Annotated in this window: 9 protein-coding genes; 3 read left to right on the top strand and 6 right to left on the bottom strand. The window is 69.0% G+C overall.

Annotated features, from left to right (window positions below; genetic code table 11):
* Positions 1–5 precede the first annotated feature (5 nt).
* From emrA to C1925_RS07365, 3 genes are read right to left on the bottom strand one after another with little or no spacing between them, the layout of a single operon-like run.
* Positions 6–1,184, bottom strand: coding sequence for a multidrug efflux MFS transporter periplasmic adaptor subunit EmrA (emrA, locus tag C1925_RS07375; protein ID WP_108768325.1), 1,179 nt, complete (start codon positions 1,182–1,184; stop codon positions 6–8).
* 11 nt (positions 1,185–1,195) lie between these two features.
* Entirely contained in the window at positions 1,196–2,689 is a 1,494-nt protein-coding gene (gene emrC / locus C1925_RS07370; protein ID WP_108768324.1) for a multidrug efflux transporter outer membrane subunit EmrC, read from the bottom strand.
* Positions 2,686–3,129, bottom strand: a complete 444-nt coding sequence (locus tag C1925_RS07365; protein ID WP_108746304.1) for a MarR family transcriptional regulator — start codon at positions 3,127–3,129, stop codon at positions 2,686–2,688. Before C1925_RS07365 ends, emrC begins: the two co-directional genes overlap by 4 nt.
* A gap of 177 nt (positions 3,130–3,306) precedes the next feature.
* Here C1925_RS07365 and C1925_RS07360 point away from each other — a divergent pair, with 177 nt between their 5' ends.
* Positions 3,307–4,182 carry a helix-turn-helix transcriptional regulator gene (locus C1925_RS07360; RefSeq protein ID WP_254051400.1) on the top strand — a complete coding sequence of 292 codons (876 nt, stop codon included), beginning with the start codon at positions 3,307–3,309 and terminating at the stop codon, positions 4,180–4,182.
* Between the two features lie 59 nt (positions 4,183–4,241).
* Positions 4,242–6,485, top strand: coding sequence for a DNA topoisomerase IV subunit A (gene parC / locus C1925_RS07355; RefSeq protein ID WP_108768322.1), 2,244 nt, complete (start codon positions 4,242–4,244; stop codon positions 6,483–6,485).
* A gap of 347 nt (positions 6,486–6,832) precedes the next feature.
* Here parC and bfr read toward each other — a convergent pair whose 3' ends face one another.
* The gene (bfr, locus tag C1925_RS07350; RefSeq protein WP_108768321.1) at positions 6,833–7,321 is read right to left on the bottom strand and encodes a bacterioferritin; all 489 of its coding nucleotides are present in this window, start codon (positions 7,319–7,321) and stop codon (positions 6,833–6,835) included.
* A 124-nt stretch (positions 7,322–7,445) separates the two neighbouring features.
* On the opposite strand from bfr, the gene C1925_RS07345 reads away from it, so the two are divergent.
* Positions 7,446–9,776, top strand: coding sequence for a penicillin acylase family protein (locus C1925_RS07345; protein ID WP_108768320.1), 2,331 nt, complete (start codon positions 7,446–7,448; stop codon positions 9,774–9,776).
* 129 nt (positions 9,777–9,905) lie between these two features.
* On the opposite strand, the gene C1925_RS07340 is transcribed toward C1925_RS07345, so the two are convergent.
* Both C1925_RS07340 and asnB read right to left on the bottom strand, forming a co-directional pair.
* Positions 9,906–11,294 carry a cation:proton antiporter gene (locus tag C1925_RS07340; RefSeq protein ID WP_108768319.1) on the bottom strand — a complete coding sequence of 463 codons (1,389 nt, stop codon included), beginning with the start codon at positions 11,292–11,294 and terminating at the stop codon, positions 9,906–9,908.
* A 125-nt stretch (positions 11,295–11,419) separates the two neighbouring features.
* Positions 11,420–13,111: an asparagine synthase B gene (asnB, locus tag C1925_RS07335; RefSeq protein WP_108768318.1), complete on the bottom strand. Its 1,692-nt coding sequence runs from the start codon at positions 13,109–13,111 to the stop codon at positions 11,420–11,422.
* Positions 13,112–13,228 lie beyond the last annotated feature (117 nt).

Below are 13,228 nucleotides of genomic sequence, written 5' to 3'. Positions count from 1 at the left end.
CGACCTCAGCCCGCGTTGGCCTGCTGCGGCAGGTTGCCTTCGATGATCGTGTGGATCACCTCGTCGGCATCATGCAGCTGCTTGGCATACACATCGGTGTCGAACACCGTGCCCTTGGCGGCGGCGGTCGGCAGCACTTCACCCTTCTGGTCGCGCAGGCTCACTTCGGCCTTCATCGACAGGCCGATGCGCAGCGGATGTTCGGCCAGCTGCTTGGCATCGATGGCGATGCGCACCGGAACGCGCTGCACGATCTTGATCCAGTTGCCGCTGGCGTTCTGCGCCGGCAGCAGCGAGAACGCCGAACCGGTGCCCAGGCCCAGGCTCTGGATGCGGCCCTTGTACTTCACGTCGCCGGCGTACAGGTCCGACTTCAGCTCCACTTCCTGGCCCAGGCGCATGTGGCGCAGCTGGGTTTCCTTGAAGTTGGCTTCCACCCACATCTGTTCGGTCGGCACCACGGCCATCAGGGCATTGCCCGGCTGCACGCGCTGGCCAACCTGCACCGAACGACGGGCGACGTAACCGGTGACCGGCGCGACGATGCCGGCGCGGGCATTGTTGAGGAAGGCCTGGCGCAGCTGTGCGGCGGCGGCCAGCACGTCCGGCTGGGTGGCGATGACGGTGTCATCGACCAGCGCGCGGTTGCGCTCGACGGTCTCGCGCGAACCGGCCACGGCGGCTTCGGCTGCGGCCAGCTCGTCGCGGGCGTGGGCCAGTTCTTCGTTGGAGATGGCGCCGGTGGCGGCCAGGTCCTTGCGGCGGGCGAAGTCTTCGCGCACGCGCTTCAGGCTCACCTGGCGGGCGTTCAGGTCAGCCTGCGCGCCCTCCACGCTGCGGTACAGGCCGCGGGTCTGGCGCACGGTCTTGGCCAGGTTGGCTTCGGCCTGCTGCAGGGCGACGGAGGTGTCGGCCGGGTCCAGCTGCACCAGCAGCTGGCCACGCTCGACGCGCATGCCGTCATCGACGTTGATGGCGACCACGGTGCCGGCTACCAGCGGGGTGATCTGCACCTGGTTGCCCTGCACGTAGGCATCGTCGGTTTCTTCGAACCAACGGCCGAACATGAAGTACCACAGCGCCAGTGCGGCAAGCAGCAGCACGACGATGACGAACAGGCCGCGCAGCAGCTTGCCGCGGCGGTTGGGAGCGGCCGGGGCCGCGGTGTCTTGGGTCTGGCTCATGGCGTGGGTCTTCAGGAATGCGAGGAATCGGAATGGGAGGCGATCGGTGCGGCGTCGGCGTCACTGGGCTGGAAACCACCGCCCAATGCCTTGCTCAGGCGCACCGAGGTCTGCACCTGCTGCGACTGCAGGCCGGCCAGCTGCTGCTGCGACTGCAGCAGGATGGACTGCGCGCTGAGCACGTCCAGGTAGCTGCCGATGCCGGCGCGGTAACGCTGCTGGGCCAGGTCGAAGGCCGCGTGGGCGGTGTCCACCGCCTGCTGCTGTGCCTGCGCCTGCTGGGCCAGCGAACGCACCGCGTTGACCTGGTCGGCCACGTCGCGCAGCGCGTCCAGCACGGACTGGTTGTAGTTGGCCACCGCCAGGTCGTACTGCGCGTCGGTGTTGTCCAGGTTGGCGCGCAGCTTGCCGCCTTCGAAGATCGGCAGGCTCAGCGCCGGGCCGATGTAGGCGAAGGTGGAGCTGCTCTTCAGCAGGTCGCCCACGTTCGGGGCGACCACGCCGGCCAGCGCGGTCAGGTTGAAGCTCGGGTAGAACTTGGTCTTGGCGACTTTGATCTGCTTTTCGGCCGCTTCCACGCGCCAGCGCGCGGCGACGATGTCCGGACGACGGCCGAGCAGTTCGCTGGGCAGCACGCCCGGCAGCTGCAGGGCCAGCGGGTTCAGCGCCTGCGGGCGTTCGATCGACAGGCCACGGTCCGGGCCCTTGCCGACCAGCGCGGCCAGTGCGGTGCGGGCGGCGTCGATGCGCTGCTGCGCGGCCAGCAGCTGCTGCTGCGCGGCCGGCACGCGGGCTTCGGACTGGCGCACCTGCAGGTCGCTGTCGATGCCGGCGCTGCGGCGCTGGCGGGTCAGCTCCAGCGACCTCTGCGAGCGCGTCAGTTCCTGCTCGGCCACATCGTTGAGCTGCCAGGCATAGGCCAGTTCGGTGTAGGCCTGGGCAATGCCGGCGGACAGGTTCAGGCGTGCGGCCTGCGCATCCACGGTGGCCGCGTGGGCGCCGTCAACGGCGGCTTCCCAGGCAGCGCGCTTGCCGCCCCACAGGTCAACGCCGTAGCTGAAGTTGAAGGCGACCTGGCTGCTGCCGCCGTAGCGGCCGCCCAGCTCGTCGCCGAGCATGGATTCGGGCAGGCGCAGGCCGGTGTAGCCACCGGACACCGACAGGCTGGGCAGGCGCTCGGCACGGCTGGTGCCGACCTGCGACTGGGCCTGGCGCAGGCGCGCATCGGCCGCGTCCAGGCTGGGGTGGCCGGCCAGGCCTTCGCTGATGAGGGCATCGAGCTGGGGATCGCCCAGCGCCTTCCACCAGTCCTGGGCCGGGAAGCCAGTGGCGCTCAGGTCGCTGTCGGCCAGCGTGCGCTCGCTGTGCAGGCTGTCCACGTCGAGCACGTGGCCCTGCGGGTTCAGGCCACGGCTGCTGGCGCAGGCGGCCAGGGCCAGGGCCAGCGCTGAAACCAGCAGCGCGCGCCCGGACCGGCGGAGAGTGGGATGCGGGATCGGGTTCATGGGGTCGTCAGGGAATCGCGGATTCGGGTCAGGAGGGACAGCAGCAGCGTGCGTTCGTCGGCGGACAGGTCGCGCAGGGCGAAGTCCATCACCGCGTCGCCGCGCTTCTGCAGCCGCGCCCAGAGGGCACGGCCTTCATCGGTCAGAACGATCTGCAGGGCCCGCCGGTCCTGGCTGTGCGGCTCGCGGCGCACGCAGCCCAGGGCTTCCAGCTTGTCCAGCAGGCGGGTCACCGCGCTGGGCACCTGGTCGATGGCCTGGGCCAGTTCGTTGGCGGTGCACGGGGCCATGCGGGCCAGCAGCTTCAGGCCGATGTAATGGGTGAAGCCGATGCCGAGGTCTTCTTCGGCCATGGACGCATCGAGCTGGCGGACCAGGCCGTCGCGCACCTGGCGCAGCAGCAGGCCGAAGCTGGGGGGGTTGGAGGACGGACAGATCATGGGGGAGCATTTTCTTCCAAAAAAAATATTTCTCAATGGAAATATTCGATCTGGCATCGAATGCTGTGTTGCAGCAACGGGCTCGATCAGTGAAGGCGCTACCTTAATGGCCCCCGGAACTGGCCCGGTAGTACAATCCAGCCAATGAATGTCACATTCCAGCCACCCCCGCCGGTCATGACGGCAGGTGAACCGGGCCCGCCCACCCTGCTCCGCGAGGTGGCCATGGACTGGTTCGAGCGCAACGATGGCCCGCCGGTCATCGGTTTCCGCTTCGACAGCCCGCAGGGCCTGGCCCGTGAAGTGGACTGGCACCACCACGCCCGCGCCCAGCTGATCTACGTCGAACGCGGCCTGCTGACCACCCGCACCTCGCACGGCACCTGGTCGCTGGCACCGGGCTCGGCAGGCTGGATGCCGCCGCTGGAACCGCACACGGTCAGCCTGGACGGCCCGATGCGTGGCTGGGGCATGGCCCTGGCCGCGCCGGCCTGCGCCGGGCTGCCCTCCGACCCGTGCGTGCTGGGGCTGTCCAAACTGGCCCAGGCGGTGGCCGAGCGCATCTGCGAATGGCCGCTGGACTACATCCTCAGCGACGACCGCGAGCACATCCTCAGCGTCATGCGCGACGAGATCCGCACCGCGCCGCGCCAGCGCATGCACCTGCCGATGCCGCGCGACCGCCGCCTGCTGAAGATCGCCTCGCAGCTGCTGGCCGAGCCCTCCGACGAGCGCAGCCTGGCCGAATGGGCGCACTGGGCCGGCCTGTCGCCGCGCAGCCTGACCCGCCACTTCCGCGACGAGACCACCCTCAGCTTTGCCCAGTGGCGGCAGCAGGCCCGCCTGGCCGAGGCCCTGCGCCAGCTCAGCGAGGGTCGCAGCGTCGCCGATATCGCCCACGCACTGGGCTTCAGCAGCGCCAGCGCCTTCGTCACCGTGTTCCGCCGCCACTTCGGCCTGCCGCCCGGGCGCTACCTGGCGCGGGTCGGCCACGGCCTGGAACCGGGGCTGGATCCCGCACGTGGCTTGGCATCCCCCGCCGCATCCGGATAATCAGTGCATTGAGAGCGCCGACCGCCGTCTTCGCCTCCCGACATAGGTAACAACGCCGCATGACCGAACCTGCCCGCCCCGTTTTCCACGGTTTCGAACAACTGCCGCTGCGCGAGTACGCCGAACGCGCCTACCTCGACTATTCGATGTACGTGGTGCTCGACCGTGCCCTGCCGTTCATCGGCGACGGCCTGAAGCCGGTGCAGCGCCGCATCATCTATTCGATGAGCGAGCTGGGCCTGAATGCCGCGTCCAAGCCGAAGAAGTCCGCGCGCACCGTCGGTGACGTGATCGGTAAATACCACCCGCATGGCGACAGCGCGTGCTACGAGGCGCTGGTGCTGATGGCACAGTCGTTCTCCTACCGCTACCCGCTGATCGAGGGCCAGGGCAACTTCGGCTCCAGCGACGACCCGAAGTCGTTCGCGGCTATGCGCTACACCGAATCCAAGCTGACCCCGATCGCCGAAGTGCTGCTGGGCGAGCTGGGCCAGGGCACCACCGACTGGGCGCCGAACTTCGACGGCACCCTGCAGGAACCGACCTGGATGCCGGCGCGCCTGCCGCACCTGCTGCTGAACGGCACCACCGGCATCGCCGTGGGCATGGCCACCGACGTGCCGCCGCACAACCTCAACGAGATCGTCAGCGCGCTGCTGCACCTGCTGGACGATCCCGACGCCAGCGTGCGCGACCTGTGCGAGCACGTGAAGGGACCGGACTACCCGTCGACCGCCGAGATCATCACCCCGGCCAACGACCTGCGCACGATGTACGAGACCGGCAACGGCAGCGTGCGTGCGCGTGCGACCTTCACCAAGGAAGCGAACAACGTGGTGGTCACCGCGCTGCCGTTCCAGGTGTCGCCGTCGAAGGTGATCGAGCAGATCGCCGCGCAGATGCGCGCCAAGAAGCTGCCGTGGCTGGAAGACGTGCGCGATGAATCCGATCACGCCAACCCGGTGCGCGTGGTGCTGGTGCCGCGCTCCAACCGCGTCGACGCCGACCAGCTGATGGGCCACCTGTTCGCGACCACGGACATGGAGCGCAGCTACCGCGTCAACCTCAACGTGATCGGGCTGGACGGCCGTCCGCAGGTGAAGAACCTGAAGATGCTGCTCAGCGAATGGCTGGCCTTCCGCAGCACCACCGTCACCCGCCGCCTGCAGCACCGCCTGCAGAAGGTCGAGCGCCGCCTGCACCTGTTGGAAGGCCTGCTGGTGGCCTTCCTCAACCTGGACGAGGTGATCCACATCATCCGTACCGAGGACGAACCGAAGGCGGCGCTGATCGCGCGCTTCGGCCTGTCCGAAGACCAGGCCGAGTACATCCTGGAAACCAAGCTGAAGCAGCTGGCCCGCCTGGAAGAGATGAAGATCCGCGGCGAGCAGGACGAGCTGGCCAAGGAGCGCGAGAAGATCCTCGGCATCCTCGACAGCAAGGCCAAGCTGAAGAAGCTGATCCGCGACGAACTGACCGCCGACGCCAGGAAGTTCGGCGACGCACGCCGTTCGCCGCTGGTGCAGCGCCAGGCCGCGCAGGCCATCGACGAGACCGAGCTGGTGCCGAGCGAGCCGATGACCGTCGTGCTGTCGGAGAAGGGCTGGATCCGCGCGGCCAAGGGCCACGACATCGATGCCGCCACCCTCTCCTACCGCGATGGTGATGCCCTGCAGGGTTCGGTGCGTGCGCGCAGCACCCAGCAGGTCGCCTTCCTGGACAGCGAAGGCCGCGCCTACTCGACGCCGGTGCATACCCTGCCCTCGGCGCGTGGCAACGGTGAACCGCTGACCGGCCGCTTCTCGCCGGCACCGGGCACCAGCTTCGTGACCCTGGCCAGCGCCGAACCGGACGCCCGCTTCGTGCTGGCCTCGACCCACGGCTATGGCTTCGTCACCCGCTTCGAGAACCTGATCGGCCGCAACAAGGCCGGCAAGGCGATGCTGAACCTGTCGTCCGGTTCCTCGGTGCTGACCCCGTCGGCCGTGGCCAACGTGGCCACCGACCGCATCGTGGCGGTAACCAGCTCGGGCAACCTGCTGGCGATCGCCGCCAACGACCTGCCGGAACTGGACAAGGGCAAGGGCAACAAGATCATCGAGATCCCCAAGGCCAAGCTGGCCACCGAGCGGGTCGTGGCGATCGTGGCGATCAGCCCGGGGCAGACCCTGCAGGTGCGCAGCGGCCAGCGCACCATGGGCCTGAAGTTCAACGAGCTCGACGCCTACCTCGGCGCCCGCGCCACCCGCGGCCACCTGCTGCCGCGCGGCTGGCAGAAGGTGGAAGGGTTGTCGGTGGAATGACGGGGAACGGGGGTCAGAGCCGTTTTCGTTGAAAACGGATCTGACCCCGGACGCCGCTCCTGGTAGGTGTCAACCTCGGTTGACACGCTTTCACGGACGTCAGACACGAAAAAGCCGGGGATTCCCCGGCTTTTTCGTGTGTCGGCTGGCGGGCGGTGGAGCGGCTGGCTGGCGAAGGCTGGCTCGCGATGCTCCGGTGCTGGCGGGCGACGTTGCTTGGTGCGCCTGGTAGAGCCGACCGCTGGTCGGCTGCTCCGGGCCCTTGGTAGAGCCGACTGTCAGTCGGCTGCTCTGCGAAAAGCGGCCGACTAACAGTCGGCCCTACCAGATCGGCTCGAGGTGCCGGCTCAGTGCGCCGGGGCGCCGTTGCCGTCGATCTTGCTCAGCTGGTACAGCTCCAGGCCGATGCGCTTGATCAGGCCGAGCTGCTGCTCCAGCCACCAGGCGTGGTCTTCCTCGGTGTCCTTCAACTGCGCCAGCAGCATGTCGCGGCTCACGTAGTCGCCCTTCTCCTCGCACAGCTTCATGCCGGCGGCGAGATTGTTGCGGACCGCGTATTCAGTAGCGAGATCCTTCTGCAGCATCTCCTCCACGGTCCTGCCCGGCTCGGTGGCATGCGGGCGCATATCCGGGTCGCCGCCCAGGAACAGGATGCGGCGCAGCAGCGCGTCGGCGTGCTGGGTCTCCTCTTCCATCTCGTGGTTCAGGCGTTCGTACAGCGCGAACAGGCCCTGGTCCTCGTAGCGGCGGGAATGGATGAAGTACTGGTCGCGGGCAGCAAGCTCGCCGCGCAGCAGTTCCTTCAGGCAGGCGATGACGTCCGGGTTGCCTTTCATGGGGGTGCTCCTGTGGATCGATGCGGCATAGGGTGCCGCATTTCAAAATACGGTGATCTAATCGGAATCAGTCGCAGTTGCGCCTGCGGCTACAATCCCCCCACGAGTGCCGGAAGGACCTGCAATGCGACGTGCCTGGCGTTGGATACTGGCTGTACTCATCGCCATCGTGCTGGTCACCGCACTGGTCCTGTGGCTGCTGCTGCGCGGCAGCCTGGCTGAACTGGAGGGCGAACAGGCCCTGCCCGGGCTGGCCGCGCCGGTCAGCATCGAGCGCGACGCACTGGGGGTGGTCACCATCACCGCCGGCAGCCAGGCCGATGCCATGCGTGCCCTCGGCCATGTGCATGCGCAGGAGCGCTATTTCGAAATGGACCTGATGCGCCGCAGTGCCGCAGGCGAACTGTCGGCGCTGTTCGGGCCGGTGGCCATCGACGCCGACAAGCGCATGCGCGTGCACCGGCTGCGCGCGCGCACCGAAGCGCACCTGGACACGGCCCTGGGCGACAACCCGCAGGTCGTGCGCGCCTACGTGGACGGGGTCAACGCGGGCCTGGCCGATCTGTCGGTGCGGCCCTGGGCCTACCTGCTGCTGCGGCAGTCGCCCGCACCCTGGCAGGCCAGCGACAGCGTGCTGGCCGGGCTGGCCATGTACGCCGACCTGCAGGACCCGGGCAACCAGAACGAGCTGGCGCTGCGCCGCATCCGCGACGTGGTGCCGCCGGCCCTGCATGCGCTGCTGGCCCACGACGGCAGCAGCTGGGACGCGCCCCTGCAGGGCGAACCGCGCGGCGATGCGGTGCTGCCCGATGCCACCCAGCTGGACCTGCGCACGCTGGCCGCCGCGCCCACCGCACCTGCCGCCGACGCCGATGCGGTCGGCAGCAACAACTTCGCCGTGGCCGGTGCGCTGACCGCCGATGGTCGCGCCATCATCGCCGACGACATGCACCTGGCCCTGCGTGCGCCCAGCCTGTGGTTCCGCGTGCGCCTGCGCTATCCGGATCCGCAGGCACCGGGTGGCCAGGTCGATGTCAGCGGCTTCTCGCTGCCGGGCGTGCCGGCGGTCATCGTCGGCAGCAACGGGCACGTGGCCTGGGGCTTCACCAACAGCTACATCGACACCGCCGATTTCCGCCGCGAACCAGCGAATGCGCCGGTGACCGTGCACGAGGAGCGCATCGCCGTGGCCGGCAAGCCCGATGTGCTGTTCCCAGTGAGGGAAACTGTCTGGGGCCCGATCCTGCACACCCATGCCGATGGCAGCGGCGATGCCCTGCGCTGGGTCGCACACCTGCCCGGCGCGGTGCGCATGGACTTCGCCGACATGGCCCGCGCCGGTGACCTCGACCAGGCGCTGAAGACCGCCGACCACGCCGGCATTCCCGCGCAGAACCTGGTGATCGGCGACCGCAGCGGGCGCATTGCCTGGCGCCTGGTCGGTGCACGCCCGGACCGCGGCCCCGGCTGCGTGCCGCAGGGCTTCAACACCCAGCAGGACAGCGCAGACTGCGCGCCGTGGCCGATCCGCAGCGATGCCGCACCGGCTCTGATCGATCCGCCCGGGCAGCGGCTGTGGACCGCCAACAGCCGCGTCGTCGACGATGCCACCCTGGCCGTGGTCGGCAACGCCGGCTACGACCTGGGCGCACGCGGCCAGCAGATCCGCAACCTGCTGGCCACCCAGGACCGCTTCGACGAGCACGACCTGCTGGCGATCCAGCTCGACGACCGCGCGGTGTTCCTTCAGCGCTGGTGGGTGCTGCTGCACGAAACCGCCGAGCACAGCGATGACCCGTCATTGAAGCGCCTGGCCGCCGCCAGCGAACACTGGGATGTGCGTGCCTCGGCAAATTCAACCAGCTACCGCATCGTGCGCGGTTTCCGCGGCGAGGTGCTCGATGCCATCGAAAGCGCACTGCTGGCACCGGCCAAGGCGCGACTGGGGGATGACTACCTGCCGCCGCGGCTTGCGCAGCTGGAAGGCGTGGTCTGGCCGATGCTGCAGCAGCGCCCGGCCAACCTGCTGCCGCCCGGCGTGGACAGCTGGGATGCACTGCTGGCCAAGGCCGCGCACACTCTGGAAGCCGACCTGGACAAGCAGGGGCCGCTGCAGCAGCGCACCTGGGGCGAGCGCAACGTCGCCGACATCTGCCACCCGGTCTCGCGCGCCCTGCCCGCCTTCACCCGTCGCTGGCTGTGCATGCCGGCCGATCAGCTGCCTGGCGACCGCGACATGCCGCGCGTGCAGGGGCCGAGCTTCGGTGCCTCGCAGCGCATGGTGGTTTCGCCGGGCCATGAAGCCGACGGCATCGTGCACATGCCGGGTGGGCAGAGCGGCCACCCGCTGTCGCCGTACTGGGGCGCCGGCCACGAAGACTGGGTGCATGGCCGCCCGACCCCGTTCCTGCCGGGCAAGGCGCAGCATGTGCTGAAGCTCGTCCCAGCAAGGTAGTGCCGGCCGCTGGCCGGCAACCCTGGCGCGAAGCCGAGCGTAGGCTCAGAGGGTAGCGCCGGGCCATGCCCGGCGACGCACAATCCCGCCGCGCTGCGCGCTCGCCGGGCATGGCCCGGCGCTACCGGATCAGGCCTTGCGCCGTTCGATCAGGTTCAACAGCGGCCCGGTCATCGCCGTGGTCACCAGCGCCATGATCACCAGCACCGCGAACAGGCGGTCACCCAGCAGGCCCAGCTCGTAGCCCAGGTTGAGCACGATCAGCTCCATCAGGCCACGGGTGTTCATCAGCACGCCGAGGCGCCAGGCTTCGCGATTCTCCATGCCGGTGCTGCGCGCGGCACTCCAGGTGCCCAGCAGCTTGCCGGCCGTGGCCACCATGATCACCACCACGCACAGCAGGATGTCGCTGGTCTGCAATGCATCGGCGCGCATGCGCAGGCCGGTCATCGCGAAGAACAACGGCAGCAGCAGGGTCGCCGCGAACGGTTCGACCTTGGCCACCAGCAGCTCGCGCAGCTGCGCGTTGGATGACACCGCCACGCCTGCCGCGAACGCGCCGAACAGCGCATGGATGCCCAGCACTTCGGTCACCAGCGCGCTGGCCAGCGACAGCAGCAGGATGCCCAGCAGCCAGCGCCCTTCACGCCCTGGAGCAATCTGCTGGCGGGCGAACCACGGCTTCACCGCACCCAGCATCAGCGCGATGAACAGCACCACGCAGACCAGGTTGACGCTGGCCGACAGCCAGCCGGTCGCCTGCGCAGCGGCCACGATCAGCGCCAGCATGCACCACGCCGTGGCGTCGCCCAGCGCCGCACAGGCGATGGAGGTCTGCCCCAGCGGGGTCTGGGTGATGCCACGGTCGGCAAGGATGCGCAGCAGCACCGGGAAGGCGGTGATGCTCATGGAAATGCCGACGAACAGCGCGAAGGCGGTGAAGCCCACGCCCTGCGGGCCGTGCTCCGGATACAGCCAGATGGCCAGGCCAACACCGAGCACGAAGGGCACGGCGATGCCGGCATGGCTGACGGTGAAAGCGAATTTGCGGCGGCCACGCAGCGCGCCCAGGTCGAGTTCGGCACCGGCCACCAGCAGGAACATCAGCACGCCCAGCTGGCTGAGCATGCCCAGCGGCCCCAGCGACGCGGCCGGGAACAAGGCGCCGTGCAGCTGCGGCAGCAGGCTGCCCAGCACCAGGGGGCCCATCATCAGGCCAGCGGCCATCTCGCCGATCACCGCCGGCTGCCCGAAATGCTTCAGCAGCGCGCCCGCGCCCTTGGCCACCAGCAGCAGCACCAGCAGCTGCAGCAGGAACAGGCCCAGAGGCGATGCCAGGTGGTGGGCCCAGTCACTGCCGACCACGGCCTCGGCCTTGGACGCCACCGACGGCACGCCCGGCCCGGCATAGCGCGCCAGCGCCAGGCCGATCGCCAACGGAACCGCCGCCCACGCCAGGTAACGCCAACCCCATTTCATCGGCGGCACGCTGCCTCCGGTCTGTACGTCCATGAACATTCCCCAATGTGCAGGGGCCCGATGATACAAAAAAGGGGACGGAGGGGATTAAGTCGTTCCGGGTCGCCGGGCATGGCCCGGCGCTACCCTTCCCCGGTAGCGCCTGGCCATGCCTGGCGGAAAGATCAGGCCAGGGCCTGCTCGTGGACGCCGGCGATGGCGCGGCCGGACGGGTCGGCCGCAGCGGCGAAGCTGGCATCCCAGGCGATCGCGGCCGGCGAGGAACAGGCGATCGACTTGCCGCCCGGCACGGTTTCGGCCGCGGCACGGCTGGGGAAGAACTGCTCGAACAGGTGGCGGTAGTAGTACGCCTCCTTGGTCTGCGGCGGGTTGTGCGGGAAGCGCTTGTCGGCCGCTGCCAGCACGCGGTCACTCACCTGCGCTTCGGCGTGCGCCTTCAGGCCATCGATCCAGCCGTAGCCGACGCCATCGCTGAACTGCTCCTTCTGCCGCCACAGGATGCTGTCGGGCAGGTAGCCATCGAAGGCCTCGCGCAGCACCGCCTTTTCGATGCGGCGGCCACCGAAGCCGGCGCCGACCATCTTGTGCGCGGCATCGAAACGCATCGCCACGTCGAGGAACTCGCGGTCGAGGAACGGCACGCGCGGCTCCACGCCCCAGGCCATCATCGACTTGTTGGCGCGCAGGCAGTCGTAGTTGTGCAGGGCGTCGAGCTTGCGCACCAGTTCCTGGTGGAATTCGCGCGCATCCGGCGCCTTGTGGAAGTAAAGGTAGCCACCGAAGATCTCGTCGCTGCCCTCGCCGGACAGCACCATCTTCACGCCCATCGCCTTGATCCGGCGCGCCAGCAGGAACATCGGCGTGGAGGCACGGATGGTGGTGACGTCGTAGGTTTCGATGTGGCGGATCACTTCCGGCAGCACGTCCAGGCCTTCCTCGAAGCTGTATTCAAAACCGTGGTGGACGGTGCCCAGCGCTTCGGCAGCGATGGCGGCAGCGGCCAGATCGGGAGAGCCCTTCAGCCCGATCGCGAACGAGTGCAGGCGCGGCCACCAGGCTTCGCTCTGGCCGCCATCCTCGATGCGGCGGCGTGCGTAACGCGCGGCCACGGCGGCCACCAGCGATGAATCCAGGCCACCGGACAGCAGCACGCCGTACGGCACGTCGCTCATCAGCTGGCGCTCGACCGCCTGTTCGAAGGCCTGGCGCAGTTCGGCCAGGTCGGCCTGGCGGCCTTCCACGTCGGCGTATTCGCGCCACGGCTGCCGGTAGTAGCGCACCAGCTCACCGCTGGCGCTGTCGTAGTAGTGGCCCGGCGGGAACTGCGCGACGTCGGCGCAGGAATCCACCAGCGCCTTCATTTCCGAGGCCACGCGCAGGCGCCCCTGCGCATCGTGGCCCCAGTACAGCGGCACCACGCCGACCGGATCGCGGGCGACCAGCACGCGGCCGGCATCCCGGTCCCACAGGGCGAAGGCGAAGATGCCGTTGAGCTGTTCCAGCCACTGCGCCGGCGAGCCGCCCTGGCGGTACAGCGCGTTGATCACCTCGCAGTCCGAACCGGTCTGGAAGTCATACGCGGTGGTCAGCGCGGCCTTCAGGGCCTGGTGGTTGTAGATCTCGCCGTTGACCGCCAGGGCCAGCTGGCCGTCGGCCGACAGCAGCGGCTGCGAGCCGCCGGCCGGGTCGACGATGGCCAGGCGCTCGTGGACCAGCAGCGCGCCTTCGTCCAGGTACACGCCGCTCCAGTCCGGGCCGCGGTGGCGCTGGCGCTGCGACAGTTCCAGCGCGTGGCGGCGCAGGGCGGGAAGATCGTCACCGGCCTGCAGGCCGAAGATTCCGAAGATCGAACACATGGGTGGCGCTCCTGTTGTGGGGGATTACACGGGGGGAAGGTGTTCGACCGGCCAACCAGGCCCGGGAGGGCTGCGCCCGGGCACAAAAAAACCCGCATCGGCCAATGCGGGTTTTCT

Origin of the sequence: Stenotrophomonas sp. SAU14A_NAIMI4_5 (genome assembly GCF_003086795.1) — a bacterium.
Lineage (GTDB): Bacteria > Pseudomonadota > Gammaproteobacteria > Xanthomonadales > Xanthomonadaceae > Stenotrophomonas.
Note: the sequence above shows the minus strand (reverse complement) of the source record. Positions and strands in the feature narration are given on the sequence as shown.